Annotated in this window: 24 protein-coding genes; 15 read left to right on the top strand and 9 right to left on the bottom strand. The window is 69.7% G+C overall.

Annotation, left to right across the window (positions count from 1 at the left end; all coding sequences use genetic code 11):
- The first annotated feature begins 100 nt into the window (after positions 1 to 100).
- The 9 genes from ACIBK0_RS33935 to ACIBK0_RS33895 all read left to right on the top strand — a co-directional run bounded on the left by ACIBK0_RS33935 (position 101) and on the right by ACIBK0_RS33895 (position 7,634).
- Positions 101 to 295, top strand: coding sequence for a hypothetical protein (locus tag ACIBK0_RS33935; RefSeq protein ID WP_399088316.1), 195 nt, complete (start codon positions 101 to 103; stop codon positions 293 to 295).
- A 134-nt stretch (positions 296 to 429) separates the two neighbouring features.
- Positions 430 to 1,470: an NUDIX domain-containing protein gene (locus ACIBK0_RS33930; RefSeq protein ID WP_399088314.1), complete on the top strand. Its 1,041-nt coding sequence runs from the start codon at positions 430 to 432 to the stop codon at positions 1,468 to 1,470.
- Between the two features lie 205 nt (positions 1,471 to 1,675).
- Positions 1,676 to 3,340 carry an ABC transporter family substrate-binding protein gene (locus ACIBK0_RS33925; protein ID WP_399088312.1) on the top strand — a complete coding sequence of 555 codons (1,665 nt, stop codon included), beginning with the start codon at positions 1,676 to 1,678 and terminating at the stop codon, positions 3,338 to 3,340.
- Positions 3,340 to 3,480, top strand: a complete 141-nt coding sequence (locus tag ACIBK0_RS33920) for a hypothetical protein (RefSeq protein ID WP_399088310.1) — start codon at positions 3,340 to 3,342, stop codon at positions 3,478 to 3,480. The genes ACIBK0_RS33925 and ACIBK0_RS33920 overlap by 1 nt, the downstream gene beginning before the upstream one ends.
- 100 nt (positions 3,481 to 3,580) lie before the next feature.
- Positions 3,581 to 4,567, top strand: a complete 987-nt coding sequence (locus ACIBK0_RS33915) for an ABC transporter permease (protein WP_399088308.1) — start codon at positions 3,581 to 3,583, stop codon at positions 4,565 to 4,567.
- On the top strand, positions 4,560 to 5,480 hold the full coding sequence (locus ACIBK0_RS33910; protein WP_399088306.1) for an ABC transporter permease: 921 nt from the start codon (positions 4,560 to 4,562) through the stop codon (positions 5,478 to 5,480). The genes ACIBK0_RS33915 and ACIBK0_RS33910 overlap by 8 nt, the downstream gene beginning before the upstream one ends.
- Complete coding sequence (locus ACIBK0_RS33905; RefSeq protein WP_399088304.1) at positions 5,480 to 6,457, top strand: ABC transporter ATP-binding protein; 978 nt, start codon at positions 5,480 to 5,482, stop codon at positions 6,455 to 6,457. The genes ACIBK0_RS33910 and ACIBK0_RS33905 overlap by 1 nt, the downstream gene beginning before the upstream one ends.
- Complete coding sequence (locus tag ACIBK0_RS33900; protein ID WP_399088302.1) at positions 6,406 to 6,579, top strand: hypothetical protein; 174 nt, start codon at positions 6,406 to 6,408, stop codon at positions 6,577 to 6,579. The genes ACIBK0_RS33905 and ACIBK0_RS33900 overlap by 52 nt, the downstream gene beginning before the upstream one ends.
- Positions 6,576 to 7,634: an ABC transporter ATP-binding protein gene (locus ACIBK0_RS33895; RefSeq protein ID WP_399088300.1), complete on the top strand. Its 1,059-nt coding sequence runs from the start codon at positions 6,576 to 6,578 to the stop codon at positions 7,632 to 7,634. Before ACIBK0_RS33900 ends, ACIBK0_RS33895 begins: the two co-directional genes overlap by 4 nt.
- Here ACIBK0_RS33895 and ACIBK0_RS33890 read toward each other — a convergent pair.
- Complete coding sequence (locus tag ACIBK0_RS33890) at positions 7,607 to 8,653, bottom strand: protein kinase family protein (RefSeq protein ID WP_399088298.1); 1,047 nt, start codon at positions 8,651 to 8,653, stop codon at positions 7,607 to 7,609. The genes ACIBK0_RS33895 and ACIBK0_RS33890 overlap by 28 nt on opposite strands.
- A 31-nt stretch (positions 8,654 to 8,684) precedes the next feature.
- Entirely contained in the window at positions 8,685 to 10,040 is a 1,356-nt protein-coding gene (locus ACIBK0_RS33885) for a dipeptidase (protein ID WP_399088296.1), read from the bottom strand.
- 184 nt (positions 10,041 to 10,224) lie between these two features.
- On the opposite strand from ACIBK0_RS33885, the gene ACIBK0_RS33880 reads away from it, so the two are divergent.
- Entirely contained in the window at positions 10,225 to 11,430 is a 1,206-nt protein-coding gene (locus ACIBK0_RS33880; protein WP_399088294.1) for a geranylgeranyl reductase family protein, read from the top strand.
- A 25-nt stretch (positions 11,431 to 11,455) separates the two neighbouring features.
- Here ACIBK0_RS33880 and ACIBK0_RS33875 read toward each other — a convergent pair whose 3' ends face one another.
- Complete coding sequence (locus ACIBK0_RS33875; RefSeq protein ID WP_399088292.1) at positions 11,456 to 11,905, bottom strand: nitroreductase family deazaflavin-dependent oxidoreductase; 450 nt, start codon at positions 11,903 to 11,905, stop codon at positions 11,456 to 11,458.
- 166 nt (positions 11,906 to 12,071) lie between these two features.
- Here ACIBK0_RS33875 and ACIBK0_RS33870 point away from each other — a divergent pair, with 166 nt between their 5' ends.
- The 3 genes from ACIBK0_RS33870 to ACIBK0_RS33860 all read left to right on the top strand — a co-directional run bounded on the left by ACIBK0_RS33870 (position 12,072) and on the right by ACIBK0_RS33860 (position 14,864).
- On the top strand, positions 12,072 to 12,836 hold the full coding sequence (locus ACIBK0_RS33870; RefSeq protein ID WP_399088290.1) for a TetR/AcrR family transcriptional regulator: 765 nt from the start codon (positions 12,072 to 12,074) through the stop codon (positions 12,834 to 12,836).
- 127 nt (positions 12,837 to 12,963) lie between these two features.
- Positions 12,964 to 14,202, top strand: a complete 1,239-nt coding sequence (locus ACIBK0_RS33865) for a sensor histidine kinase (protein WP_399088288.1) — start codon at positions 12,964 to 12,966, stop codon at positions 14,200 to 14,202.
- Positions 14,199 to 14,864, top strand: coding sequence for a response regulator (locus ACIBK0_RS33860; RefSeq protein ID WP_399088286.1), 666 nt, complete (start codon positions 14,199 to 14,201; stop codon positions 14,862 to 14,864). The genes ACIBK0_RS33865 and ACIBK0_RS33860 overlap by 4 nt, the downstream gene beginning before the upstream one ends.
- On the opposite strand, the gene ACIBK0_RS33855 is transcribed toward ACIBK0_RS33860, so the two are convergent.
- Together ACIBK0_RS33855 and ACIBK0_RS33850 are read right to left on the bottom strand one after the other, a co-directional pair.
- Positions 14,825 to 15,115, bottom strand: coding sequence for a DUF6332 family protein (locus ACIBK0_RS33855; RefSeq protein WP_399088284.1), 291 nt, complete (start codon positions 15,113 to 15,115; stop codon positions 14,825 to 14,827). The genes ACIBK0_RS33860 and ACIBK0_RS33855 overlap by 40 nt on opposite strands.
- Positions 15,116 to 15,213: 98 nt before the next feature.
- On the bottom strand, positions 15,214 to 16,695 hold the full coding sequence (locus ACIBK0_RS33850) for an MFS transporter (protein ID WP_399088282.1): 1,482 nt from the start codon (positions 16,693 to 16,695) through the stop codon (positions 15,214 to 15,216).
- Between the two features lie 84 nt (positions 16,696 to 16,779).
- On the opposite strand from ACIBK0_RS33850, the gene ACIBK0_RS33845 reads away from it, so the two are divergent.
- Positions 16,780 to 17,196, top strand: a complete 417-nt coding sequence (locus tag ACIBK0_RS33845) for a MarR family winged helix-turn-helix transcriptional regulator (RefSeq protein ID WP_399088280.1) — start codon at positions 16,780 to 16,782, stop codon at positions 17,194 to 17,196.
- A gap of 76 nt (positions 17,197 to 17,272) precedes the next feature.
- Here ACIBK0_RS33845 and ACIBK0_RS33840 read toward each other — a convergent pair whose 3' ends face one another.
- Positions 17,273 to 18,010, bottom strand: coding sequence for a maleylpyruvate isomerase family mycothiol-dependent enzyme (locus ACIBK0_RS33840; RefSeq protein WP_399088278.1), 738 nt, complete (start codon positions 18,008 to 18,010; stop codon positions 17,273 to 17,275).
- 99 nt (positions 18,011 to 18,109) lie between these two features.
- Positions 18,110 to 20,239 (bottom strand): NPCBM/NEW2 domain-containing protein, encoded by a 2,130-nt coding sequence (locus tag ACIBK0_RS33835; RefSeq protein ID WP_399088276.1) that lies wholly within the window; start codon positions 20,237 to 20,239, stop codon positions 18,110 to 18,112.
- Positions 20,240 to 20,468: 229 nt separating this feature from the next.
- On the opposite strand from ACIBK0_RS33835, the gene ACIBK0_RS33830 reads away from it, so the two are divergent.
- Positions 20,469 to 22,037, top strand: coding sequence for a cellulose binding domain-containing protein (locus ACIBK0_RS33830; RefSeq protein WP_399088274.1), 1,569 nt, complete (start codon positions 20,469 to 20,471; stop codon positions 22,035 to 22,037).
- Between the two features lie 100 nt (positions 22,038 to 22,137).
- On the opposite strand, the gene ACIBK0_RS33825 is transcribed toward ACIBK0_RS33830, so the two are convergent.
- Positions 22,138 to 24,198 carry a ricin-type beta-trefoil lectin domain protein gene (locus ACIBK0_RS33825; protein WP_399088272.1) on the bottom strand — a complete coding sequence of 687 codons (2,061 nt, stop codon included), beginning with the start codon at positions 24,196 to 24,198 and terminating at the stop codon, positions 22,138 to 22,140.
- Positions 24,195 to 26,639 (bottom strand): RICIN domain-containing protein, encoded by a 2,445-nt coding sequence (locus ACIBK0_RS33820; protein WP_399088270.1) that lies wholly within the window; start codon positions 26,637 to 26,639, stop codon positions 24,195 to 24,197. The genes ACIBK0_RS33825 and ACIBK0_RS33820 overlap by 4 nt, the downstream gene beginning before the upstream one ends.
- Between the last annotated feature and the right edge of the window lies 1 nt (position 26,640).

Raw genomic sequence — 26,640 nt, 5'->3', positions numbered from 1 at the left:
CACGTCATCACCGCCCAGCACCGGCGCCGACGCGTAGAGGGTGAGATGAAGTTGCGTGACCTACCCGTGACTCGTCGGTGGCTCCGTAGTTGAACCGGGCATGAAGAAGCGCAGCATGCTCGCCATCGCCTCCCTCGCCACCGGGTTCGTCGTTGCGGCGATCACCCCGTCCCACGCCGCCGACAGCGACGCCCTCGGCGATCTGAACGTCAAGGACACGCTGAGCACCGTCGATCACACGATCGGCAGCGACAGTCTGGCCGTGGACGACAAGGCACTGGGACAGAACGGCTGACGGGATCGGACCACGGCGCCGGTGCCCGGGGACGGGGCACCGGCGCCGCGCTGTCGGCGCCCTCATCAGGGCCTGGTTTCCGTGGCAGGGTGGAGCGGGCAAGCCACAGGGGGGCCAACAGAAGAGGGGGAACCGTGATCGTCTGGATCAACGGTGCGTTCGGTGCGGGGAAGACCACCACCGCACGGGAACTGATCGAGCTGATCCCGAACAGCACGCTCTTCGACCCCGAGGTCATCGGCGGCACGCTCGCGCACCTGCTGCCGGCCAAGCGCCTCGCCGAGGTCGGTGACTTCCAGGACCTGGCGATCTGGCGACGCCTCGTGGTCGACACCGCGGCCGCCATGCTCGCCGAACTCGGTGGCGTGCTCGTGGTCCCGATGACCCTGCTCCGCCAGGAGTACCGTGACGAGATCTTCGGCGGCCTCGCCGCGCGCCGTATCCCCGTACGACATGTGCTCCTTGCCCCGGCGGAAACGATCCTGCGCGAGCGAATAGCCGGACGTGAGGTGCCCCCGGACCTGCCCGACGGTGAGATGCGTGTGCGCCAGTGGTCCTACGACCACATCGAGCCGTATCGCGCCGCGCTCGCCTCCTGGCTCACCGCCGACGCCCACCCCGTGGACACCGGCGCGCTCACCCCGTACGACACGGCCCTGCGCATCGCCGATGCCGTGCGCACCGGGGACGTACCCGTGTGCGACATCGTGCAGACTCCCGAACCCACCGCGGAGACCGTCGCCGCGGGTGTGCTCCTCTTCGACGAGCAGGACCGGGTGCTGCTCGTCGATCCGACCTACAAGGCCGGCTGGGAATTCCCCGGAGGTGTCGTGGAACCCGGTGAGGCCCCTGCGCGCGCGGGTATGCGCGAGGTCACCGAGGAGACCGGCATCACCCTCGACGAGGTGCCCCGCCTGCTCGTTGTCGACTGGGAGTCACCGGCGCCCCCGGGCTTCGGCGGCCTGCGTCTGCTGTTCGACGGCGGCCGACTCGACACGGCAGCGGCGAGCCGTCTGCTGCTGCCCGGACCCGAACTTCGCGACTGGCGCTTCGCCACCGAGCAGGAGGCGGCCGACCTGCTGCCGCCCGTGCGCTACGAACGGCTGCGCTGGGCCCTGCGGGCGCGCGAGCGCGGAGCGGCGCTCTATCTGGAAGCCGGGGTGCCGGTCGGCTGACGTCGCGACTTTGCGCGGCGTGGGGACTTCCGAGGGGGAAGCGAGAGGGATCCGAGGGGCAAGCGAGGGGGAATCGAAGCCATCCCGATATGGCGCGGGAAGTTACGACGCTATTTGACAGTCCCACCGTGAATGTGCAGCTCACCTCTGTGCGGCCCCGGGCCGCACCAACAGGACCGGATTCACCCCCGGTTGAAGGAGGGACATGCGCGCGCATTCGTCTGCCCTCACAAAGGGCTTCACGCTCGCCGCGGGGCTCACGCTGGTCCTGGCCGCCTGCAGCAGCGGCGGCGGGAGCGGCACCCACAAGCGCAGCTCCGCGGGGTTGTCGTCCTGCAGCGCACAGGGCAGGGCGAACACCTGCAACTCGGCCGCCACCAAGTCCGGAGGCACCTTCACGTACACGCTGGAGAAGAACATCCAGCAGTGGAACCTGCAGGACACCAATGGCAACACCTTCGAGAACGGCGAGGCCCTCGGCGTCGTCCTGCCCCAAGTCTTCGTCCCCCAGCCCGACTTCAGTATCGCGCTCAACACCGATCTGGTGACCTCGGCCACCCAGACGAGCACCAGCCCGCAGACGCTCGTCTACAAGATCAACCCGAAGGCGTCGTGGAACGACGGAACGGCCATCACCGCCGACGACTTCGTCTACTACTGGCGCACCAACAACGGCAAGGACTGCCCGCCGCCACCCGCCAGTGACTCCACCCAGACCAAGGGCTGTCTGCCGCAGAGCACCGCTGGCTACGACCGGATCAAGTCGGTCACCGGCTCCGACGGCGGAAAGACCGTCACCGTCGTGATGGCGAAGCCGTACTCGGACTGGAAGCAACTCTTCGGCGCGGGCTATCCCCTCTATCCGGCGCACGTCGCGGAGCAGCTCTCGGGTGCCAAGGCCGGCGACGCCGCCCATATGACGGGCGCTCAGATGACCAAGGGCTGGCAGTACTTCCAGAAGACTCCGCCCACCAAGTACACGACGGCGGGCCCGTACAAGATGCAGGACTGGACGGACAACGACCACGCCACCTTCGTGCCCGACCCCAAGTGGTGGGGCAAGCACAAGCCCTCCCTGCAGCGGCTGATTTTCACGGTCATCACGGACGCCACCCAGGAGCCGATCGCGCAACGAGGTGCAGGGCATCTATCCGCAGCCCGAGGTGGACCGGTCAAGCAGATCAAGGACATCTCGAACGTCACGTACACCATTGGCAGCGGGCTCAACTGGGAGCACTTCGACCTCAACCTGCACAACGCGGTGCTGGGCACGTACAAGCCGCTGTGTCAGGCGATGTTCACCGCTCTCAGCATCAAGGACATCATGGCCAAGACGGTCGGCCAGTTCGACCCGAACGTGAAGCAGCTCGGCAGCCACAACTTCGTGCCGGGACAGGCCGGTTACCAGGACCTGGTCACCTCGACCGGGCAGGGCTCCGGGGATCTGGCCAAGGCCGAGAAGTACCTCACCGACGCCAAGTTCACCGGTGTCGGTACGTCCCTGAAGACGCCGGACGGCAAGGCGGTCGGCCCGTTCAACTGCCGCTACACCACCGGTAACCAGATCCGCCAGAGCGAGTGCCAGATCCTGCAGAGCGACCTGGCGAACCTCGGCATCAAGATCACCATCAAGTCGATCGGCGCCGCCGACCTCGGTACGGTGCTCGCCGGACACCAGTACGACATCATCGTCTTCGCCTGGGTCGCCTCACCGTTCCCGAGCAGCAACGCCCAGCAGAACTGGGTGACCGGGGGTGGCGGCAACTACGGCGGCTACAGCAACAAGAAGGTCGACGCCCTGGTGTCCCAGGCCGTCGGCGAGACCGACGCGGCGAAGGCGGCCACGCTCCTCACCAGGCGGACTCGCTGATGGTGAAGGACGCCTACGTACTGCCGCTCTACCAGAAGCCGACGGTCCTGGCGGTGCAGACACGGTTCGTGAACATGCGGGACAACGCCACGAACGTGGGCCCTCCGTACAACACCGCCGAGTGGGGCCTGAAGAAGTAGTCCCCGCACGTGTAGGGGATTCCGGCCCTGGCAACCCCGGGGCCGGATCCCCGCCAACGGACGTCCATCCCACACCGGTCGGCCTCCGAGAGAAGACCGCATGCTCGCCTACACCGTGCGCCGCATCCTCGTCTCCATCCCCGTACTGACCGCCTCGACGTTCATCGTGTTCCTGGTCGTCGTCAACTCCGGCAACCCGGTGGCCAACTTCGCCACCTCTCGGCAGCCCGCCCCGAGCAAGGCCGCCGTCGACGCGTTCGCCCGGCACATCCACGCCGACCAGCCCGCCGTGGAGCGCTACTGGAACTGGATCACCGGAGTGCTGCACGGCGACTTCGGACCGTCCGTCCAGTCGAACCTGGACATCGGCCACTACCTGTTCACCCGGTTCCGGGTGACCGTCACGCTGGTCGCCGCCGCGATGCTCATCGCCCTCATCCTGGCCGTGATCTTCGGCGTGTTCAGTGCCATCCGGCAGTGCTCGGCGGCCGACTACTTCATCACCTTCATCGGCTTCCTGTTCCTCGCCATGCCGGTGTTCTGGTTCGCCGTGCTGCTCAAGCAGGCCGGCATCTGGCTCAACGAGCAGACCGGAAGCACCTTCCTCGGCACCATCGGCGAGAAGTCCCCGTACCTCGACGTCGACACCTGGTGGAACGAATTCACCGACCACGTAGGCCACTTGATCCTGCCGACCATCACCGTGGCCCTGGTGTCGTTCGCGTCCTGGACCCGCTACACCCGCGCCGCCATGCTGGAGGTGCTGGGCAGCGACTACGTACGACTGGCCCGTGCCAAGGGAATCCGCCGGGGCAGGGTGATGACCCGCCACGCACTGCGCACCGCCCTCATCCCGCTCACCACCGTCACCGCGCTCGACATCGCGAGCATCCTCGGCGGGGCGGTCGTCACGGAGACCATCTTCCAGTGGCACGGCATGGGCGAAATGCTCGTCACCGCGGCGACCACCATCGACGTCTACCGGCTCATGGCGTGGCTGCTGCTCTCCGCGGTCGTCGTCATCGCGTTCAACCTCATCGCCGATCTGCTCTACGCCGTACTCGACCCGAGGATCCGCTATGACTGACACCGAGGCGACCGGTGCGGCCGGTACCGAAGTCCCGCGCGTCGACCACGAGTTCACCGTCAGGCAGCGCACCCAGACCCAGCTGATCCTGCGCCGCTTCGTCCGTCACCGCGCCGCCATGATCAGCCTGGTGGTGTTCCTGCTGATCGTTCTGTGGGCGTTCATCGGCCCGCACCTGTGGCACTACTCGTACGGGAAGTTCACCCCCGACAACTCCCAAGCACCCTCCTGGAAGCACCCGTTCGGCACGAACGCCTCCGGATACGACGCCTACGCCCAGGTCATGCGGGGCACCCAGACCTCCCTGAAGATCGCCATCCTGATCGCGCTCGGCTCGACCCTGGTCGGCGCGGTGTGGGGCGCCATCGCCGGTTTCTACCGGGGGATCGTCGACGCGATCATGATGCGGATCGCCGACCTCGTCCTGACGCTGCCGCTGCTCGCCATCGCCCTGGTCATCTCCTCCCGCAGCGGCGGCTCCTGGTACTGGATCGCCGTCGTCATCGCCGGGCTGACCTGGGCGTACGTGTCCCGGGTCGTCCGGTCCACGGTGCTGTCGCTGCGCGAGAAGGAGTTCGTGGAGGCGGCCCGAGCGCTGGGCGCGTCCGACGCCCGGATCATCTTCCGGCATCTGCTGCCCAACGCGCTCGGCCCGATCATCGTCAACGCGGCCGTCCTGGTCGCCACCGGCATCCTCACCGAGACAGCCCTGTCCTTTCTCAGCTTCGGCGTCCAGCCGCCCGACACCTCGCTCGGCCTGCTCGTCGCCCAGGCCCAGACGGCTGTCGACACCCGGCCCTGGCTCTTCTACATCCCCGGCGCCTTCATCATCGCGATCGCCCTGACCATCAACTTCATCGGCGACGGTCTGCGCGACGCCTTCGACCCCCGACAGCAAAGGGTGCGGCAGTGATGACGACCAGTCAGGGAGTACAGGCCGGCTCCGGCTCGGACGCGGTCCTCGAAGTCACGGACCTGACCGTGGAGTTCCCCACGGAGGACGGCGTCGTACGGGCCGTACGCGGCGTCGGTTACCGACTGGATCGCGGTGATTCCCTCGGCATCGTCGGCGAGTCCGGATCCGGGAAGTCCGTGACCGCCCTCGCCGTCATGGGCCTGCTGCCGGCCACCGCCCGGGTACGCGGCTCGGTCCGCTTCGAGGGCACGGAGCTGCTGGGCCTGTCCGACGCCCGGCTCTCCGACCTGCGCGGCAGCGGCATCGCCATGATCTTCCAGGACCCGATGACCTCCCTCAACCCGGTCTACACCGTGGGCTACCAGATCGCCGAAACGCTGCTGCGGCACAACCCGGGTCTGGGCGGGCGGGCGGCCCGCGAACGCTCGGTCGACCTGCTCGGGACGGTCGGCATCCCCAGTCCCCAGCGCCGGGTGGACAGTTACCCGCACGAGCTGTCCGGAGGCATGCGCCAGCGGGTCGTCATCGCCGTCGCGATGGCCAACGACCCGGACGTGATCATCGCCGACGAGCCGACCACCGCCCTCGACGTCACCGTGCAGGCCCAGATCCTCGACGCTCTGGAGACCGCACGCTCCGAGACCGGCGCCGCCCTCGTCCTCATCACCCACGACCTCGGAGTGGTCGCCGGTCACACCGACCGAGTCGCCGTCATGTACGCGGGACGGATCGTGGAGATCGGCTCCGTGGAGGACATCTTCTACACCCCGCGCATGCCGTACACCCTCGGCCTGCTCGGTTCCCTGCCCCGGATGGACCGCGAAGAGGAGAGGCTCACCCCGATCACCGGCTCACCGCCCTCACTGCTCCACCTGCCACCCGGGTGTCCCTTCGCGCCCCGCTGCCCGATGCGCCAGGACGTGTGCGTCCACGACGAACCCCGCTGCGTACGACGGCGCATGACGGCCATCTGAGCGCCTGCCACTTCGCCGAGCGGCTCGTCGACACGGGCGCCGGGGAGATCTTCGACGCGGTCGGCGCGGATGCCGAGGCGTTGGCCCGCTTCGCCGACACCGAGAGCGAGGACTCCGTATGAGCGTGCCCCAGCCGCTGCCTGCGCTCCCCGGCCACGGCGGCACCGGTACGCCGGTGCTCCAGGTCCGCGATCTGGTCAAGCACTTCCCGGTCATGTCGCGCGGAGTCGTACGCCGCCGCGTGGGCGACGTACACGCCGTCTGCGGCGTCTCCTTCGACCTGCACGAGAACGAAACCCTCGGCCTGGTGGGCGAGTCGGGCTCCGGCAAGACCACGATCGCCCGCACGCTCCTCAACCTGGAGAGCGCCACATCCGGGCAGGTGCGTTATCAGGGAAGAGAACTGACGGAGCTGAGCCGACGTCGGATGCGGCCGCTGCGGCGCGAGTTGCAGATCGTCTTCCAGGACCCGTACGCCTCCCTCGACCCGAGGATCTCCGTGCACGAGATCGTCGCCGAGCCGTTGCGCATTCACGGCCGGTACGGCTCCGGGGCGGGCGACGAGGTGCGCGAGCTGCTTCGCCTGGTCGGCCTCAACCCCGAGCACGGCAACCGTTTCGCCCACGAGTTCTCCGGCGGGCAGCGCCAACGCATAGGGATCGCCCGGGCGCCGGCCCTGCGCCCCAAGGTCATCGTTCTGGACGAACCGGTGTCCGCGCTGGACGTGTCCATCCAGGCCGGAGTCCTCAACCTCCTGTTGGACCTGCAGAGTGAACTCGGCCTGTCCTTCCTGTTCGTGGCCCATGACCTCTCGGTGATGCGGCATGTCGCCGGACGCGTGGCGGTCATGTACCTGGGCCGCCTGGTCGAGATCGCCCCGGCCCGCACGCTCTTCGCGCGCCCCGCCCACCCGTACACACAGGCCCTCGTGTCGGCCATCCCGCTGCCCGACCCGCGCAAGGAGCGGGCTCGTCGACGCGTCACCGTGCAGGGCGACGTGCCCAGTCCCGTTCGCCCGCCGAGCGGCTGTCGATTCCGCACCCGGTGCCCCAAGTTCGCGGGCGAGCTGACGAAGAGCGAGCGCGTCTCCTGTGTCGAGCAGGTGCCGGAACTGATCGACCGGGGCGGCGGGAACCCCGTGGCCTGCCACTACGCGGAGAGTGTCGAGCTGCTCTGACCGAGCCGAGCGAGCTCCCTCCACGGGTACGCGGTCTGTCGACTCTCGCGCTGGATCCTGCGGTTGAAGTCCGCCATCACGGCAGCGAGGGGAGCGTGGCGAGTGAGGATCGAGGCGACCTCCGACGGGATTCCGTCGGGCCGCTCGCCCCCGGCGTACCCGCGCACCAGCGCCTCACGCTCCTCCCGCCCCGACCCGCAGGAGGCGGTGACCAGCCAGTTCACCAGGTACGTCCGCGTATAGGAACGGTCGTACGTCCGGTGCCGTTCGAAGAAGTCGGCTTCCTCTCGGGACAGTCGGAAACGGGAGGAGAGGGCGAGGCCGTAGTCGGCGAAGTAGAGCTGTCGCCCGTCGGTGAGGATGTTCTCGAAGTGCGCGTCGAAGTGCAGCAGCCCGCGTGCGTTCATGAAGGAGACGCCTGCCTCCAGACCCCGCTCCACCCGGGAGCAGACCCCCTCGCTCTCGAACCGCGAGCCCAGCCAGTCGTGGAGGTTGTGTGGGATGTACTCCAGGAACAGCGCGACACTCGCCGAAGCGGTGCGCAGGGCCTCGATCCGCTGGCGCACCTGCGGGGAACCGCCCCAGTAGGCGACCGCCCGCTCGACGTCGGCCAGTTCCTCGGGCAAGGGCTGCACGGTGTCGGGCAGCACCCGCCAGTGATACATCAGCGGGAAGCCCCCGAACTGCCCGGCCACCACCCAGTTCGTCGTCATGATGTGTACGGCGAGTTCGCGCCAGGCTCCGAACCCCGGCCCGCCGATGCCGTACTGGCAGAAGGGCGGCAGCTGGAACAGATTGGCCGTGTACCGGACGTTCTCCCGCAGTCTCTCTGCGTCCGTGAGCGGGACGCGCTTGACGAAGACCGGGGTGTCCGCGACGTCCAACAGCACGGATCTGCCCCCGATGCCGGAGCCGAGGGGCCGGCCCGCAGCGACCAGTTCTGCCAGTTCGTGGTCGCTGCACAGGGCCAGGGACGTGGCGACGTCGCTGTGCGCGGCGAGGCGCACAGCGCGCGACATGTCGAGGGGCTTCACGTCCCTCGAGAACGCCTCAGCTTCCCGCGTAGTTCCGCAGGAACAGCGCCTCCGCGACCGACAGGCGCTCCAGCTCGTCCGGCGAGACGCTCTCGTTCACCGCGTGGATCTGCGCCTCCGGTTCGCTCAGGCCGATGAGCAGGATCTCCGTCTGCGGGTACAGCGAAGCGAGCGTGTTGCACAGCGGGATGGAGCCGCCCATGCCCGCGTACTGCATCTCCTGGCCCGGGTAGGCGACGGCCATCGCCTCGGCCATCGAGGCGTACGCGGGGCTGGAGGTGTCGGCGCGGAACGCCTGTCCCTGGCCGATCTGCTCGGTGCTGACGCGCGCGCCCCACGGCGTGTGCGCCTCCACGTGGGCCTGGAGCAGCTTGGTCGCCTCCGCCGCGTCCATGCCCGGCGGCACGCGCAGGCTGATCAGCGCACGGGCGGCCGCCTGCACGGACGGGGTCGCGCCGACGACCGGCGGGCAGTCGATGCCGAGCACGGTGACGGCCGGACGTGCCCAGACCCGGTCGGCGACCGTGCCGGAGCCGATCAGCTCCACGCCGTCGAGCACCTTGGCGTCCTCACGGAACGCGTCCTCCTCGTACTGCAGGCCGTCCCACCGCGCGTCGCCGATCAGCCCGTCGACCGTCGTCGAACCGTCCTCGGCCCGCAGCGAGTCCAGCACGCGGATCAGCGCGGCCAGCGCGTCGGGGGCGGCACCGCCGAACTGCCCCGAGTGCAGGTTGCCTTCCAGGGTGTCCACCTGGACACGAACGAGGGTCATGCCGCGCAGGGTCGTGGTGACCGTCGGCAGGCCGCACCGGAAGTTGCCGGCGTCCCCGATGACGATGGTGTCGGCGGTCAGCAGCTCCGGGTGTTCCTCGGCGTACCGCTCCAGGCCGCCCGTGCCCTGCTCCTCCGAACCCTCGGCGATCACCTTGATGTGCACCGGCACGCCGCCGTTCGCCTTCAGCGCACGCAGGGCGAGCAGATGCATGATGAGGCCGCCCTTGCAGTCGGCGCTGCCGCGTCCGTACCAGCGGCCGTCGCGCTCGGTCAGCTCGAACGGAGGCGTCACCCAGGCCGCCTCGTCCAGCGGCGGCTGCACGTCGTAGTGCGCGTACAGCAGGACCGTCTTCGCGCCCTCGGGCCCGGGCAGGAAGCCGTACACCGACTGCGTGCCGTCCGGGGTGTCGAGCAGTGCCACGTCCTGGAAGCCCTCGGCGCGCAGCGCGTCGGCCACCCAGTTCGCGGCGCCCTCGCTCTCGCTCCGGGGATATTGGTCGAAGTCCGCCACCGACTTGAAGGCCACCAGCTCGGTGAGCTCCGCCTTCGCCCGGGGCATGAGCGAGGCGACGGTCTCGGCGACCGGATTCGACGACATGGGCACGCTCCTTGTGGGTGCGACGTTGTACTTCTGTGTACAGGTGATCGTGTGGCGCGTACGCGCGTACTGGTGTGCAGAGCGCATACGCTGCCGATCCTCCCACAGTGGCCTGCGGCGATGCCCGCCGTAGGATGCGGGAGACACGTGCGGAAGACGGCTGGACTGGGAGCAGTAGACCATCGTGAGCAGCGAGAACTCTTCGGCGGACGACGGGCAGCGGGTGTGGGACGTGGTCGTGGTGGGGGCGGGGCCCGCGGGGGCCTCGGCCGCCTATGCGGCAGCGGTCGCGGGACGTAGCGTCCTGTTGCTGGAGAAGGCGGAGCTGCCCCGCTACAAGACGTGCGGCGGCGGCATCATCGGCCCCTCGCGCGACGCGCTGCCGCCCGGTTTCGAGCTGCCGCTCCAGGACCGGGTGCACGCGGTCACGTTCTCGCTCGACGGCCGGTTCGTGCGCACCCGCCGCTCCAAGCAGATGCTGTTCGGGCTGATCAACCGGCCCGAGTTCGACCAGCAGCTGGTCGAGCACGCCCAGAAGGCGGGCGCCGAGCTGCGCACGGGCGTCACGGTCTCGCGCGTCGAGCAGCACGGGTCGGCCGTACCGGACCGGCGCACCGTCGCGGTGGTGTTGCAGGGCGGTGAGACCGTGCTGGCGCGGGCGGTCGTCGGCGCCGACGGCAGCGCCAGCCGGATAGGGGCGCACGTCGGCGTGAAGCTCGACCAGGTCGATCTCGGCCTGGAGGTGGAGATCCCGGTGCCGGAGACGGTCGCCGAGGACTGGCAGGGACGGGTGCTCATCGACTGGGGTCCCATGCCCGGTAGTTACGGGTGGGTGTTCCCGAAGGGGGACACGCTCACCGTCGGTGTGATCTCCGCGCGCGGCGAAGGCGCGGCCACCAAGCGTTACTTGGAGGACTTCATCGCCCGCCTCGGGCTCGCCGGCTTCGAACCGGCCATCTCCTCAGGCCACTTGACGCGCTGCCGCGCTGACGACTCGCCCTTGTCGCGCGGTCGGGTGCTGGTGTGCGGCGACGCCGCGGGACTGCTCGAACCCTGGACCCGCGAGGGCATCTCCTTCGCACTGCGCTCCGGGCGGCTCGCGGGGGAGTGGGCGGTTCGGATCGCCGAGGCGCACGACGCCGTGGACACTCGACGCCAGGCCCTGAACTACGCTTTCGCGATCAAGGCGGGGCTCGGCGTCGAGATGAGCGTCGGCAAGCGCCTGCTGACCGCCTTCGAGCGTAGGCCGGGCATGTTCCACGCGGCGATCACCAGCTTCCGGCCGGCCTGGAAGGCCTTCGCGGGGATCACGCGCGGTTCGACCTCGCTCGGCGAGCTCGTGCGCACCCACCCGATGGCAGGGCGCGCCCTGACCGCGCTCGACCGGTAGGGCGGGACGGGCCCGCCCTCCGGGGTCACCGCTCGACCGTGATCCGGAACACCGGGTGGTCGGGGGCGATGCGGCGCAGCTCGTCGTTCGACGAGTCGGGGCCGACGCCGTTGAAGAAGACGCCGACCTCGGCCTTCCAGCGCTTGAGGTAGGCGCGCAGCAGCGGGACCTTGTCGTCGTCGGCGATCTCGGTCGCGGTGAACGTGTCCACGTTCTTGCCGAGGCGCAGCTCGCCGCCCCCCGCCGCCCGCATGTTGTGCGTCCACTGGACATGGCCGCGGGGGGCGACCAGGTACTGCTGTCCGTCCACGGTGAGCAGATTGACCGGGGTCGTGCGCCACTCGCCACTCTTGCGACCGCGCACGGCGAGGACCCTGGAACCCCAGATGCTGATGCCGCGGCGGGTTATCCAGGCGACCGCACGGTTGAAGACGTTCACGGTGAACCAGCCCGGCTTCTGGACGTGCGTGGACATGGTGACCCCCATCGTTTGTGAGAGCGCTGCTCCCTTTTGTGTGCACTGCTCTCGCTCGAGAGCAGTCTGCAGCAGATCGGTGATCCAGAGCAAGAGAGGTGCTCTCTAATTTGTTCGGTGCTCTCTTTTGTGTGCACTGCTCTGAAAACGTGGCACACTGCCCGGCATGAGTACCGCACGAGGGGCACGGGCCCGAGCCAGGATCGAGGTCACCGCGGCCATCAAGGACGAGGCGCGCAGACAGCTCGCGGCGGAGGGCGCCGCCAAGCTCTCGCTGCGGGCCGTGGCCCGTGAGCTCGGCATGGTCTCCTCCGCGCTGTATCGCTACTTCCCCAGCCGTGACGACCTGCTGACCGCGCTCATCATCGACGCGTACGACTCCCTCGGCGAGACCGGGGAGTCGGCGCACGCCGAAGTCGCCGACGCCGGTCCCCGGGACCGCTGGATCGCCGTGTGCGTGGCGGTGCGCCGGTGGGCGCTGGAGCATCCGCACGAGTACGCGCTCATCTACGGTTCGCCCGTGCCCGGGTACAAGGCGCCGGAGACGACCATCCCGGCCGCCGCTCGTGTGGGCCTGCTCCTGATCGGCATCGTCCGCGACGCGCATCAGGGGCAGGGGGTGGCCCGTCCGCCGTTGCCTGCCGGCCTGAAGGCCGAGGCGCAGCGGATGACCGCCGAGCTCGCGCCCGACCTTCCGCCCGAGGTGGTCACGGCGCTCGTGGCCGCCTGGGCGCAGCTCTACGGACTGATCGGCTTCGAGTTGTTCGGGCAGTTCAACCGGGTCGTGGAGGACCGCGAGACCTTCTTCCGGCACGCGGCGGATCAACTCGCCCACGGTGTGGGACTGGTCTTCCCCCGGCCGACCGGCACGTCCGCGACCAACAGCGTCGGCGGCAGGGGGACGGGTTCCGGCGGGGCGAACGGCGCCTGAAGGCCGGGACGGACCTCGCCGCCGACCGGCGTGCGGCGGCAAGCCCGGCGGTACTCCGCGGGGAGTACGCCTGATCACCTCGCCCGGCGGACGCCCAGGACGACCTGTCCCGTCTAGCGTGGCGGTCATGGAAGAGCAGCGCACTCCCCGGTCCCCGGCGTGGGGCGGTCCACCCCCGTGGTGGCGGCACGGGCCGTCCGGGTGGAGCCGCTGGGACGGCGAGGAGCGCGGTGCCCACTGGCCGTGGCGGTCCACGCTGCTGCTGACCGTCTTCGTGCTCGTCGGGTCCCATTTCGCGGCCCACTCGCAGGCGGGCGACCGAGCTCACCTGGACTCCTTCGCGAGGGCGCTGCTGCTGGTGGGGTCGGGCATGCTGCTGTGGCGGCAGCGACAGCCGGTGCTCGTGGCTTTCGGCACGGCCGCCGTCGCCATGATCTATCTGGGCGCCGGATATCCGTACGGGCCCGTCTTCCTCGTGGTCGCCCTGGGCTGCTTCAGCGCGGTCGTCGCCGGACACCGCAGAGCCGCCTGGACAGCGGTCGGGATGTTCTGGGTCGGGCATGTGCTGGTGGGGCACTGGCTCTACCGATGGCTGCCGCCTCCGGGGGACCAGCCTGCCTCCTGGGGGCAGGAGGGCATCATCGCCACCTGGATCGTGGCGATCGTGGCGCTGTCGGAACTGGTCCGCGTACGCCGTGAACAGTGGGCCCGCGAGCGTGCCGAGCGTGCGCGGTCCGCCGAGCGGCGCGCCGACGAGGAGCGACTGCGGATCGCCCGTGAACTGCACGACGTGCTGGCGCACAGCATCTCGGTCATCAACGTGCAGGCGGGTGTCGGCCTCGCGCTTCTCGACTCGGACCCCGAGCAGGCGCGCACGGCGCTCACCACCATCAAGGCGGCCAGCAAGGAGGCGCTGGGCGAGGTCCGCCAGGTGCTCGACACACTGCGTGCGCCGGGAGAGGCGCCGCGCGCGCCCGCGCCCGGACTCGACCGGCTCCCCGAACTCGTCGAACAGGCCGCGGGCGCGGGACTGACGGTCGAGACCGCGGGTGAGGTCCCGACGCTGCCGCCCGGCACCGATCTGGCCGCCTTCCGCATCGTCCAGGAGGCGCTCACCAATGTCGTACGGCACTCGGGATCGCGGCACGCGCGCGTGCGCCTCGAATCCGCGGAGGGAGCGCTGCGGCTGCGGATCGACGACGACGGCCCCGCGACCGGCGCGGACGCGGGCGGCAGCGGCAACGGGCTCGCCGGAATGCGGGAGCGGGCCGCGGCCCTGGGTGGCACGATCGAGGCGGGCCCGCGCGACGACGGAGGCTTCCGTGTGCTGGCCGTACTGCCGCTGAGGGCGAAGGAGGACCGGTGATCCGCGTACTGCTCGCCGACGACCAGTCATTGGTCAGGGCAGGCTTCAAGGCGCTGCTCGACGCGCAGCCGGACATCGAGGTGGCCGGCGAGGCGGCCGACGGCGAGGAGGCCTTGCGCAAGGTGCGCGAACTGCGCCCCGACGTCGTTCTGATGGACATCCGGATGCCCCTGCTCGACGGCCTCGCCGCGACCCGCCGCGTCACCGACGACGCCGACCTGAAGGACGTCAAGGTGGTCATGCTCACCACCTTCGAACTGGACGAGTACGTCTTCGAGGCGATCCGCTCCGGAGCCTCCGGGTTCCTGGTCAAGGACACCGAGCCGGAGGAACTCCTTCGCGCGGTACGGGCGGTGGTCGAGGGTGACGCCCTGCTCTCCCCGGGGGTGACGCGCCGGCTGATCGCCGAGTTCGCGGCCCGCTCCAAGGAGCCCGCGGCCGCCGCCTCCCTCGCCGAACTCACCGAGCGGGAACGGGAGGTGATGGCCCTGGTCGGCATCGGCCTCTCGAACGACGAGATCGCCCGCCGCCTGGTCGTCAGCCCGCTCACGGCGAAGACCCATGTCAGCCGCACGATGGTCAAGCTGGGCGCCCGCGACCGGGCTCAACTGGTCGTTCTCGCCTACGAGTCGGGGTTGGTGCGGCCGGGCTGGCTGGGCTGAGCCGCACCCGCTCGTCCGAAGCGAATCAGCACGGTGGCGACGCGCAGGACGAAGAGGACGGCGGCGAGAGTTGCGCCAAAAGCGACCAGTGTCCGCACCGCGGCGCCCGACAGATCGAGGAACAGCGCCGGTCCGGTCACCACCCCGAACCCGATCGCCGCCACGAACGCCGCGCTGAACAGGGCGTATCCGATCTCGACGGTGACCGCGTCCCGTTGGGCCTGAGTGCGCCGTCCCCTGGTGCCGTTCATCCGTACAGGTCCCCCGTCGTTCTCCATCCGTCGAGTCAAACAGGCGTGCGCCCGGCGGGGCAAGGTCCCCCGCCGGGCACACTCTGGAGGCGTTCCCCCTAGTCGCGGACCGCGACGCGTTCCGCTTCCGCCTCCTCCTGGACGGACTTGGCGACGACGATGGACTGCTGCGGATGCCGTGTCCGCAGGCCCGGCAGGGTGATCAGCAGGCCCGCGAGGGCGATGCCGGTCACCACGATCAGGCCGGGCCGGTAGCTGTCGAGGACGGCCTGCGGCGAGGAGCCCTCGGAGGAGTTCGCGGTCACGACCGCCGTCACCACGGCCAGGAAGATGGCGCCGCCCACCTGGACCGAGGTGTTGAGCAGGCCCGACACCATGCCCTGCTCGTGGTCGTCCACGCCGTTGGTGGCCTGGATGTTGAGCGAGGGGAAGACCAGCGCGCAGGCCGCGCCGATCAGCAGCATGGTCGGCAGGATGACCGCCGCGTACACGGGGTCGAGGTCGACGCGCAGGAAGAGCGCGTACCCGACGACCATCAGGGCGAAGCCCACCGCGATGAGCCGCGGGGTCCCGAACCGGTCGACCACGGCCCCCACCTTCGTGGAGGACAGCGCCACCAACGCCCCGGCCGGTAGGAAGGCGAGCGCGGTGTGCAGGGCCGACCAGCCCAGCAGCGACTGCATGTACAGGGTCACCAGGAACTGGAATCCGACGTACGAGCCGAAGAACGCCATCGCGCCGAGCTGGGCCCGGATCTGGCTGCCGGAGCGCAGCACTCCGAGCCGGATCAGCGGGCTGGGGCTGCGCCGCTCGACGGTCACGAAGACGGTGAGCAGCACGGCGACAGCGAGGAAGGAGAGCAGAGTGCGGGCCGAGCCCCAGCCGACCTCGGGTGCCTGGACGACGGTGAAGACGAGCAGCAGCATCGAGGCGGTACCGATGATGGCGCCGGGGATGTCGTAACCGCGGTGGTCCTTCTCGCGCTCGCTGCGCGGGATGAGCTTCAGACCCGCGAGCAGCGCGATGACCGCGATGGGCGCGGGCAGCAGCATGGTCAGCCGCCAGCTCGCCTCGGTGAGCAGGCCGGACAGGACGAGGCCCATCGAGAAGCCGGTGGCCGCGCAGGTGGTGTAGATCGAGAGCGCGCGGTTGCGCAGCGGGCCCTCGGCGAAGGTGGTGGTGATGATCGACAGGCCCGCGGGGGCGGTGAACGCCGCGCTCAGGCCCTTGATGAAGCGGCTGGCGATCAGCAGTGGACCGGAGTCGACGAGTCCGCCGAGCAGCGAGGCGAGCGCGAAGACGCCCAGGGCCACCAGGAAGACCTGGCGGCGGCCCAGCAGGTCGGCGGTGCGTCCGCCGAGGAGGAGCAGTCCGCCGTATCCCAGGATGTAGCCGCTGACGATCCATTGGAGCGTCGAGGTGGAGAGATCGAGTTCGGAGCCGATGGACGGCAGGGCGACGCCGACCATCGACACGTCCAGCGCGTCCAGGAACATCGCGGCGCAGAGCACCAGCAGGGTGCCCCACAGTCGAGGGGTCCAGCGTCCCTGGGGCGCGGGGTGGGTGAGCGGAGAGGTCATGCCCCGACACTACATGCATATGCATTCAATGCAAACGCATTTAATTCCGATGCAACAAAGCCGATTCTTTGCTACGGTGCGCCCATGGCGGCGGCGAAGAAGGCCGAGCAAGGGCTCGTGAACCAGTGGCGCGACATCCTCGCGGTGCATGCCCGCACCCTCTGCGAGCTCGACCGCGCACTGCATCGACACGGCCTCGGCGCCAGCGACTTCGAGGTGCTCGACGTACTGGCCGAGGGCACCGCGTCGGACGGCGGTGCTTCGTACCGCGTCCAGGAGATCTCCGAGCGTGTCCATCTGAGCCAGAGCGCACTGTCGCGGCTGATCGGCCGGCTGGAGAAGGACGGTCTGGTGACGCGCGGCATGTGCGCGGAGGACCGCCGGGGGGTGCGGGTGTGCCTCACCCCGAAGGGGCGTGAACTGCACAGCGAGGTGCTGCCGCTGCAGCGTGCGGTCCTGACGCGGATGCTGGCGGGCGGCCCGGCCACCGCCTGTGAATGACCGGACCCGGCTCACTCACCTCCGGGTCGGCGGACCTGCTTCGCCCCGCTTCGAGTGACCTCGGGGTTCGCCCTCGTCAGCTCCAGGTGATCCCCGATTTCTCGCGCCACAGCGCGGCGAGCGAGGCGTCACCCGTCACGCCGGGGAACGGCGCTCGGTTCCAGAGCGCCAGGTAGATCCGCGCGGCCGGTCCGGCCAGCTCGCAGTCCGCGTCCCCCTGCTCGTCCCGGCCACTGACCGGCGGATGCGCCGACAGCCGTACGGTCCACACCGCCTCCGCGTCCGCGGCCCGTACCCGCAGGGCGCGCGGCTCCTGCGTCCGTACCCTGCTCCTCGAGCGCGCGTGGAACCCGCGCAGCAACTCCTCGATCCCGTCCACCGCGAAATCCGTCGCCACGGCGCTCGGCTCCCCGCCGAGCGCCGACTCGGCGTCGACCCGATGCACGGTCGTCTCGTGGGCCTGCCGCCGTGCCCAGAAGGCGAGCGGCGAGGCGGCCGGCAGAAAGCTCCAGCACCGTACGTCGGGCGAGGCGCCGGCCAGCGTGTCGACGAGCCGCCGGTGGCCTTCCCGGAACCAGGCGAGGAGTTCGTGACCGTCAAGATCCGGCAGGCCGCCGTCGGGATGGTACGAGGTGTACTCCTCGGCGACGAACGCGGCGGCCCACCGATGCACCATGCCCGTGTGCCGCACGAGATCCCGCACCTGCCAGCCGGGGCAGGTCGCGACCTTGGCGTCGGTTCCCGACCCCTCGGCTGCCGCGGCCAGCAACCGGCCCTCTCTGTCCAGGGTTTCCAGGAAGTACTCAATTTCCATACCCGGAGTCTGCCGGACGGAGCGGGGGCGGGGGAGTACCTCGCCGTCAGCCGATCGTCACGTAGTGCCGACCGGCGGCCTTGAGCCGTGCCCTCCCCCTCAGGCGCAGGTCAGCCGCGGCCCACCCCAGTCCGCGTGGTCGTAGTTGATGCCGTCCCCGGAGTCGGTGACGACGAGCCGGAGTTCGAGGCCGCCGGTGAGGTCCGCGGTGAGCGGCTTCGCCGCGTCGGCGCCCGTCATACGGCCGCTGTCCGCGACGAGTGTGTCGTCCCGGTAGAGGCGGAAGACAACGGATCCGTTGCTGCCCCCGGCCTCGTCGTCGACGCCGACGCTCACGGTGAGCCCCGAACAACTGCCGCCCAGGTAGTAGGCGATCGTGCTTGCGGCATGGGTGCCGAGGCCCTTCGCGTACGCCGTGCCGTTGATCGTGAGGGTGCGGCCGTCCCCGGCGGGCTGCTCGCCGTTGCTTGTGTCGCGCTCCACCGGGCCCCAGCCGCCGGTGGCCGAGGCCCAGGTCAGGTCGCTGAGCGCGTGCGTACCTGCCGTGGGGCCGCTGCCGCACGCGAGTCGGGCGTCGGCCCAGTCGGCGTGGTCGTAGGCGATCCCGTCGCCGCCGTCCGTGACGACGAGCCGGAGCTTCGTGCCGCCGGTGAGATCCGCTGTGAGTCGCAGCGGTGGATCACTGGCCGTCCGCACACCGCTGTCGGCGACCTTGGTCGTGTCCCGGTAGAGCTGGAAGCCGACGGACCCGCCTGCCGTCGACTCGTCGTCGACCCCGACGTCCACGCGCAGGGACGTGCAGGCACCGCCCAGGTAGTACGTGATGTCACCGGCGGCATGGGTGCCGAGGCCCTTGGCGTACGTCGTGCCGTTGATGGTGAGTGTGCGGCCGTCGCCCGCCGCCTGCTCGCCGTTGCTCAGGTTGCGCTCGACCGGGCCCCAGCCGTTGGCCGCCGAGGTCCACGGCAGGTCGCCGAGCTGGTTGACTCCGGTCGGCGGCGGGACCGGCGTGCCGGGGGTGACGCGGTACATCACCGTGCCGTGCGCCGGCACCGACGCACTGATCGCGCCGGTCGTGGTGCTGGTCTGCTTCGACCAGAGGTCCTTGAGGGAGTACGAGGTCGCCCCGCCCAGACCGACGGCCTCCGCGGTTGTCGACACCGTCCTCGTCGTCGTGTTCTCGTTCGTCAGCGTTACCGAACGGCCGCCGTCGGCCAACGGCTTGGACATCACGACGAGACCGCCGGAAGAGGACACCACCGTGCCCTGCCGCCCCAGTGTGTCCTGGTCGATGGTGATGACGTCGGTGTTCTTGAGGATGCCCAGCGTCGCCGAGGACACATTGCGCAGATCGCTCCCGATCAGCAGCGGTGCGGCCATCTGCGCCCAGAGGCTGAAGTGGGTGCGGTACTCGGTGTCGGTCATGCCGCCGTTGCCGACCTCCAGCATGTCGGGGTCGTTCCAGGCACCGGGTCCGGCGTACGGGGCCAACGGCTGGTTCTGATGGGCGATGCCGATCATGCTGGACCAGGAGTCGGAGATGTCCCCCGTGGTGCGCCACGAATTGCCGTACTGGGCCGCCCAGTTCCAGGGCTGGTTCTCACCCCACTCGCAGATGCTGTAGAGGATCGGCCGGCCGGTGGCCTTGAGCGCGTCGCCCATCGCCTTGTACCGCTGCTTGGCGTCGACGCCGTTGTTGTTGCAGTTGTCGTACTTGAGGTAGTCCACGCCCCAGGACGCCCACAGGTTGGCGTCCTGCTGCTCGTGTCCGAGGCCACCGGGGAATCCCTGGGCGTCACAGGTCCTGGTGCCGGCGCTGGAGTAGAGCCCGAACTTGAGCCCCTTGGAGTGGACGTAGTCCGCAACTGCCTTGATCCCGTTGGGGAAGCGGGCCGGATCGGGCACGAGGTTGCCGCTCGCGTCACGGTTCGGCAGCGCCCAGCAGTCGTCGATGTTGACGTACGTGTAGCCCGCGTCCTTGAGGCCCTGGGAGACGAAGGTGTCGGCGATGCCCTTGACCATGGCCTCATTGAACTCGGCGCGGCAGTGCGTCGAGTTCCAGTTGTTGAAGCCCATGGGCGGGGTGCGGGCGAGGCCGTTGTCCACGGTGGGCGCGGCGGCAGGCGCGGCTGACGCGGGCTGCGCCGCCAGGACTGTCGAGGCGGCAAGGCAGAGCGCGGTCACGGCCACGGCCAACTGCTTTCTGCGGGGGCGTCGTTCGGCAGACACGTGCGGCTCCGAGGGGGGTGACTGTTGCACACGACCAAACGCGGGCGAACGAAAGCCACCACATTTCAGCTGGATGTCCGGAGCATGTCAATACTCGCGCGGATCCTTGGTCCAGTCCATCCGCACCCCTTGACGCCCGGTCGTGAAATCGGTACGTACTGACAGGGATTTGGTATGGACCAATCCATAGCGGCCCCTCGCGCCGACCCACCCCCCACTGGAGGCAGCAATGCGAAGACCGTTGGCCCTGCTCGCCATGTTCGTCGGAGCGTTCCTTCTGTTCCTGGCGCCCCCCGCTGCCGCGGCTTCCCCGACCGCGGCCTTCTCGAAGGCCTCGACCTGGGACGGCGGATACCAGGGCGCGTACACCATCACCAATGCCGGCAGCACCACGCTGTCCGGCTGGACCGTCGAGTTCGACCTGCCCTCCGGCACCACCGTGGGCTCGTACTGGGACGCGCTGCTCACGCAGAGCGGCGGCCACTACACCTTCAAGAACCGTGAGTACAACGGCTCGTTGGCGCCCGGCGCGACCGCCACCTTCGGGTGGGTCTCCAGCGGCACCGGTACGCCGACGAACTGCAAACTCAACGGCACGTCGTGCGCGGGCGGTTCCAACGGCGGCGACACCACGCCTCCCGGCGTGCCGTCCGGGGTGACCGTCGGCTCCGCGACCGGTTCATCGCTGACCGTACGCTGGAGCGCCTCCACCGACGACTCCGGCGCGGTCGCGGGCTATGAGGTCTCCCGCGACGGAGGGGCCCCCGCCGCCGTCACCGGCACTTCGTACACCGCCACCGGGCTTCAGGCGAGCACGAGTTACTCGTTCCGCGTCCGGGCGAAGGATGCCGCGGGCAACACCTCCGCCTACAGCACGGCGGTCAGCGGTACGACTTCCTCCGGTGGCGGCTCCCAGCCGGGCGGCGGTGTGCACACCGCGCCCTACGTCGACATGGGTGCCTGGCCCACGCCGAGCATGCCCCAGATGGCCTCGGCGAGCGGGCTCAAGAGTTACACGATGGCGTTCATCACCGCCTCTGGCTGCAAGGCTATGTGGTTCAACGCCTATGACCCGCGGGACGGTTGGGCCAAGGACCAGATCGACGCGATCCGGGCCGGCGGGGGAGACGTCAAGGTCTCCTTCGGGGGCGCCACCGGCATCGAACTGGCCCAGGCCTGCGGATCGGTGGACGCGCTGTACACGGAGTACAACGCGGTCGTCACCGCCTACGACCTGAAGTACGTCGACTTCGACATCGAGGGCGCCGCCACCGCCGACCCGGCCTCGGTCACCCGCCGATCCCAGGCACTGGCGCGCCTGCAACAGTCTCATCCGGGGTTGCGGGTCTCGCTCACGCTCCCCGTGCTTCCGGAAGGCCTGACCACCGACGGACTGAACGTGGTCAAGTCGGCGCGCGACGCCGGTGTGGACCTCGACGTCGTGAACGTCATGGCGATGGACTACTACCGCAGCGTCGACTACGGCGACGCGGCGGTGCAGGCCGCGCAGAGCACCTTCACCCAACTGAAGTCGCTCTACCCGGGCAGGACGGACGCCCAGGTATGGGCCATGGTCGGAGTGACGCCGATGCTCGGCCAGAACGACGACGGCCACATCTACGACCAGGCGGACGCCCGCTGGCTGGTGGCCTTCGCGCAGGGCAAGCACCTCGGGGAACTCGCCTTCTGGGAGTCGACCCGCGACCGCAACGCCTGCTCGGGCGCCCTGTACATGTGCACCAACATCCCACAGGCGCCCTACGAGTTCGCCAAGATCTTCGCGGCGTACACCGGCTGACGCGCCGACGCACAGTCGGGCGGTGCCTCCGGGCGGCTTGCGCGCCGACCGGAGGCACCGTGGAGTCGGGGGGTCGGTCCCGCCCGTCACCGTCACCGGCTCAGAACGAAGTCCAGCGCTGGTTGGCACCTCCGTTGCAGTCCCACAGCACCACCTGCGTGCCGTTGGCCGAGTTGAAGCCGGGCACATCCAGGCAGCGGCCCGAGGCCGGGTTCACGAGTGTGCCGCCGGACGCGCGCCACTGCTGGTTGGCACCGCGGTGACAGGTGTAGAGCTGCACCCGCGTCCCGTTGGCCGTACCACCGCCGTAGGCGTCCAGGCACTTGCCGAGGATCTGTACGGTCCCGTCGCCGTTCACGGTCCACAGCTGGGCGAGGCTGCCGTTGCAGTCGTAGATCTGTACGCGGGTGCCGTCGGCGCTGCTCGCGTTGTCGTCGTCGAGGCACTTGCTGTCCAGACCGGAGCGCAGCGGGGCGGTGATGCCCGGCTGGGCGCTCCCGGCCGCCCGCTTGAACAGGCCCAGCGAGGCGATCGCCGGGGCCGACCGGGAGCCGGTGATCCGCAGCCGGACCCGGTCGGTCGTCATCGGTGCGACCAGCCGCACCAACTTCTTGTGCCCGATCGTCGTATCGGTCGCGATCTCGCTCCAACCGCTGCCAGTCCAGCGGTCCACGGCGAACGACTGGGCGCGCATCCCGACATTCAGGTCCTCCTGGACGGAGATCACGTCGAACGTCTTCGACCCGGCCAGGTCGAGCACCACCGCGCCGGTGTCCGCGGTCGGTTGCCAGGAGGTGTCGAGGCTCCCGTCGAGCGCCGCGACGGGCGCGTGTCCTGAGCTGTGGCCGGTCCCGGAGTCGTCGGCGGCACTCGCCCCGGCCGTCAGGTCGGTCGCGAAGGTGCCCGCGATCGTCGAGTGGAAGGCGGAGAGCGCGTCGAGGGTGGCCTGGTCGAGAAGGCCGCGCCGGTCCGGGCCCACGTCGAGCAGGAGCTGGCAATTGCGGCCGACCGAGGTGTAGTACTCGTTCTCCAACTGGGCCGGCGTCTTCATGGCGTCGGTCGGCCAGAACCAGCCGTCCACCATGATCGACGCGTCGCACTCGGCCGGCGTCCAGCGCAGCACGCTCCACTTGCCGGTGCCGTCGGCCTTGCGCTGCCCGAGCACCGCATCGCCCGCCAGGTCCCCGGCCCGCTCGTCCTCGGGCTCCAGGAACCGGTCCGCGGCGGTCGCGGCGTCGCCCGTGAGCGGGGTCGGCGACCACTCGGAGGGGCGGCCGACCCCGTCCTCGTTGCCGACCCAGCGGTTGTCGACGTCCTGGAAGATCACGGCGTTCGGTTGCAGGGTGCGTACCAGGTGAATCCAGTCGGTGTAGTTGTACGGGTTGGACGTGCCGGTCGGGTTCGCCCCGTCCCACCACACCTCGGCGATGTCCCCGTAACGGGTCAGCAGCTCGTAGAGGGTGTTCATGAAGTACGTGTTGTAGTCGTCGGCCGTGACGGAGAACGTCTGTCCGTCGACCACGTCCGCGGGGTCGGAGGGGATCGTCCGGTCCGTGGCCGCGCTGCCGTTGGAGTACCGGCCGCCGGGCTGGGCCTCGTGCAGGTCGGCCGGCGAGGTGTAGATCCCGAAGGCCAGCCCTTGCGCGCGAGCGGAGTCGGCGAGGTCCCGTACGACCTCGCCCTTGCCGCCGCGCCACGAGGTCGCTGTCACGCCGAAGCCGGAGTACCTGGACGGGAACAGCAGGAATCCGTCGTGGTGCTTGACGGTGAGGATCACCTGCTTGAAGCCCGCGTCCCTCAGCGCTCTCGCCCACTGGTCGGTGTCCAGCTCCGTGGGCTGGAAGATGTGGGGATCCTCAGTGCCCGTACCGTGCTCGCGGCTGGTGTACGTGTTGACGCCGAAATGCACGAATGCGGTCAACTCACTTCGCTGCCAGGTCAATTGCCGGGTGGATGGGGTGACGGTGGCCGCCTTGGCGCGGATCTGGGCGGGAGTGTCGGTGGGGGAGATGGCCACGACCGGATTGCCCGCCGCGGCAATGCCGGGGCGCGCGGTCGCGGTGGCGTCCGCGGTCGCGGTCCGGGGCGCGCCCAGCCACGCCGCGAGCGCCAGCACCATGCCGCCGATCAGCGTCCGCCTCCTCGCCGTGGTCCTCATCATGACGCCTCCAACTGCCACTGCTGGTTGGCTCCGCCGTTCGACGGCCACTGGACGACCGGCGCGTCCTGTGCGCCGGAGGCGCCGCTCACGTCCGCCAGGTAGCCGCTGTGCCGGTTGACCAGCGTCTGGTAGCCGTCGTTCGCCGTGCCGAGCGTCCACTGCTGGTTCTCGCCGCCGTTGACGGTCCACTGGACGAGCTGTGTCCCCTGCGTCGTGGAGAAGCCCGGCACGTCCAGGGCACTGTTGCTGCGCGTGTTGACGAGCTGCACGTAGTCGCCGTCCTGCACCACACGCCAGCGCTGGCTCGCCACGCCGGTGTCGGCCTGCTGCACGATCGCCGCGCCGTCGTCGGAGGAACTGCCCGCGACCGCCAGCACCTTGCCGCTGCTGCGATTGACGATCTTGTACGTGGTGGTCGTGCCCGGAATGATGGAGAAGTTGTCGAACTGCACGTTCCGCCAACGGGAGGTGACGCTGTTCTCGCCGACCCCCACCGCGAGTCCGGCCGGGCCGAGCCCGTACGCGGTGTCCTCGGTGCTGCCCAGCGTCACGCCGTCCACGATCGCGGTCAGGGTGGAGCCCTGCAGTCGGAAGGCGAGCTTGTGCCAGGTGTTCGCGTCCAGCGCCGCCCGCGTGCCGGAAGCGAGGACGGTCAGTGCGCCGGCCGTGTCGCCCCGCAGGATCTGCCAGGTGCCCGCCTGCCCGACCTTCAGGTAGTAGGCGTTGATCTGGCCCACCTGCCAGTAGTCCCGGGCGCCGAACCGGCCGAGCAGCGCCACCGAGCCGCCCGTCCGCTCGAACATGACGTCCGACTGCACGGTGTAGTCGGTCAGCGAGTTGTCACCGATCAGCGCGTACGCCGGGCTCTGGTGCGGGTGCCAGGGGATGGGCGCGACGGGCGCCATCTGGCGCAGGCACTGCCCGCCGCGGCCGCCGCCACAGCCGACGGTCTCGAAGGAGCCGTGCTGGTCGGCGAGATAGCGGGCCTCGCGCCCGGTGGCGTACGCGTCGAAGTCGTCGGTGTGCGGCAGTGGGAACGACGCGGACGCCGGGCCGGACGCCGATCCCTTGCCCTGTCCGCCGGCCGTGCTGATCGAGTAGATGCGGCCGGGTTGCAGGGTGAGCGACCAGGTGCCGCCGGACGGGGTGATGTCCGGTCGGCGTACGAACCAGTCCGCCGGGTTGGCGGAGTTGAGGTTGGTGGCCCACACGTGCAGCGTTCCGGTGGGCAGTCCGTCGGTGACACGGGCGGTGAACTGCTCGGTGGCGGTGGCGCGAGTGGTCTCGATGATCGTGGTGTAGTCGGTGTTGCCCGGCGCATTGAGGGTGACGTAACTGCCGATGTTCCGGTCGCCGGAGAGGTAGCCGCTCGCGGAGTCGGCGAACTGCCAGCCCGGCTTGGCGAATTGGTTCCAGTGCGCCTGGACCCAGAGGCCCTTGCCGACGCTGTACTGCCCCGACCAGGGCTGCGGTGCCACCATCAGGCCGGTCGTCTGGAAGGGGAGTCCCGGCGGAAGGGCGGCGATCAGCGGCCAGTTGATGTATGCCGTCATCTTGGCGTCGATATAGCCGCGGCTGAGCTGGCGGGCCATCACCGGGCCGTTGGCGCTGTAGTCCTGCGAGCCGTTCTCGCTCGCCCACAGCGGCTTGCCGAGGTTCTGCGCCGCGGCCGGTGACTCGCAGCGGTCGCCGGTGGACTCCGAGACGCCCTCGCACGGGTAGTGGGCGCCGACGACGGCGATCGCGTCGTTGAACGCCTGGTTGTTCTGCATGTCGGTGACGACGTCCCAGCCGCCGTCGGCGCCGACCAATTGGACGTGGCCGAAGCCGCCTGTGTCGAGGGCCTTGCGCAGGTCGACGAACCAGCCGGAGTCCCAGCCGTTCTCGTTCCAGCCGCCCAGATAGTCGATGGTCAGGCCGTGGACGTCCCGCGCACCGCGCAGGTAGTTGACCAGATACGTGATCATGTTCTTGGTCCACACGTCGGACGTGCCGATCCAGCCCGGCGCGGCCCAGGCGAGCGCGGCCAGCTTGATGCCCGGGTTGCGGGCCTTGGCCTGCTCCATCAGCCACCACTCGTACCCGCGCTGATAGTTCTGGTCGCCGGCGGTGTGCATATGGCTGGGTTCGGCGCCGTCCGTGGAGTTGGCGTCGCCCCCGATCTCCACCTTGAGCAGCGAGATGTTCGCCCCGTAGCCCGGCTTGAACAGATAGTCGAGGATCTGGCCGCGCTGCGGCTCCGGATAGTCGTACAGCAGCTTGGCGTTGCCCCCGCCGCCGCTGACCGCACCGACCCCGTCGAAGACGCGGCCGGCTGCGGCGCCGCTGAGGGTGACGGAGGTCGCGGCCTGCGCCTGCCCGGCCGGCAGGCCGAGGACGGAGGCGAGGAAGGCGAGGACGAGAAGGGCGCGTATGAGCAGGAGTCTCACCGGAGCTCGCATG

Origin of the sequence: Streptomyces sp. NPDC050564 (genome assembly GCF_044457265.1) — a bacterium.
GTDB lineage: Bacteria > Actinomycetota > Actinomycetes > Streptomycetales > Streptomycetaceae > Streptomyces.
This window is presented reverse-complemented; position numbering and strand designations above follow the sequence as displayed.

Bases quoted from the DNA above. Each gene is read 5' to 3' on its own strand.
- ACIBK0_RS33935 (WP_399088316.1), top strand. From the start codon at position 101: ATGAAGAAGCGCAGCATGCTCGCCATCGCCTCCCTCGCCACCGGGTTC.
- ACIBK0_RS33925 (WP_399088312.1), top strand. From the start codon at position 1,676: ATGCGCGCGCATTCGTCTGCCCTCACAAAGGGCTTCACGCTCGCCGCG.
- ACIBK0_RS33920 (WP_399088310.1), top strand. From the start codon at position 3,340: ATGGTGAAGGACGCCTACGTACTGCCGCTCTACCAGAAGCCGACGGTC.
- ACIBK0_RS33915 (WP_399088308.1), top strand. From the start codon at position 3,581: ATGCTCGCCTACACCGTGCGCCGCATCCTCGTCTCCATCCCCGTACTG.
- ACIBK0_RS33910 (WP_399088306.1), top strand. From the start codon at position 4,560: ATGACTGACACCGAGGCGACCGGTGCGGCCGGTACCGAAGTCCCGCGC.
- ACIBK0_RS33905 (WP_399088304.1), top strand. From the start codon at position 5,480: ATGACGACCAGTCAGGGAGTACAGGCCGGCTCCGGCTCGGACGCGGTC.
- ACIBK0_RS33895 (WP_399088300.1), top strand. From the start codon at position 6,576: ATGAGCGTGCCCCAGCCGCTGCCTGCGCTCCCCGGCCACGGCGGCACC.
- ACIBK0_RS33890 (WP_399088298.1), bottom strand. From the start codon at position 8,653: ATGTCGCGCGCTGTGCGCCTCGCCGCGCACAGCGACGTCGCCACGTCC.
- ACIBK0_RS33885 (WP_399088296.1), bottom strand. From the start codon at position 10,040: ATGTCGTCGAATCCGGTCGCCGAGACCGTCGCCTCGCTCATGCCCCGG.
- ACIBK0_RS33875 (WP_399088292.1), bottom strand. From the start codon at position 11,905: ATGTCCACGCACGTCCAGAAGCCGGGCTGGTTCACCGTGAACGTCTTC.
- ACIBK0_RS33870 (WP_399088290.1), top strand. From the start codon at position 12,072: ATGAGTACCGCACGAGGGGCACGGGCCCGAGCCAGGATCGAGGTCACC.
- ACIBK0_RS33865 (WP_399088288.1), top strand. From the start codon at position 12,964: ATGGAAGAGCAGCGCACTCCCCGGTCCCCGGCGTGGGGCGGTCCACCC.
- ACIBK0_RS33855 (WP_399088284.1), bottom strand. From the start codon at position 15,115: ATGAACGGCACCAGGGGACGGCGCACTCAGGCCCAACGGGACGCGGTC.
- ACIBK0_RS33850 (WP_399088282.1), bottom strand. From the start codon at position 16,695: ATGACCTCTCCGCTCACCCACCCCGCGCCCCAGGGACGCTGGACCCCT.
- ACIBK0_RS33845 (WP_399088280.1), top strand. From the start codon at position 16,780: ATGGCGGCGGCGAAGAAGGCCGAGCAAGGGCTCGTGAACCAGTGGCGC.
- ACIBK0_RS33840 (WP_399088278.1), bottom strand. From the start codon at position 18,010: ATGGAAATTGAGTACTTCCTGGAAACCCTGGACAGAGAGGGCCGGTTG.
- ACIBK0_RS33830 (WP_399088274.1), top strand. From the start codon at position 20,469: ATGCGAAGACCGTTGGCCCTGCTCGCCATGTTCGTCGGAGCGTTCCTT.
- ACIBK0_RS33825 (WP_399088272.1), bottom strand. From the start codon at position 24,198: ATGATGAGGACCACGGCGAGGAGGCGGACGCTGATCGGCGGCATGGTG.
- ACIBK0_RS33820 (WP_399088270.1), bottom strand. From the start codon at position 26,639: ATGCGAGCTCCGGTGAGACTCCTGCTCATACGCGCCCTTCTCGTCCTC.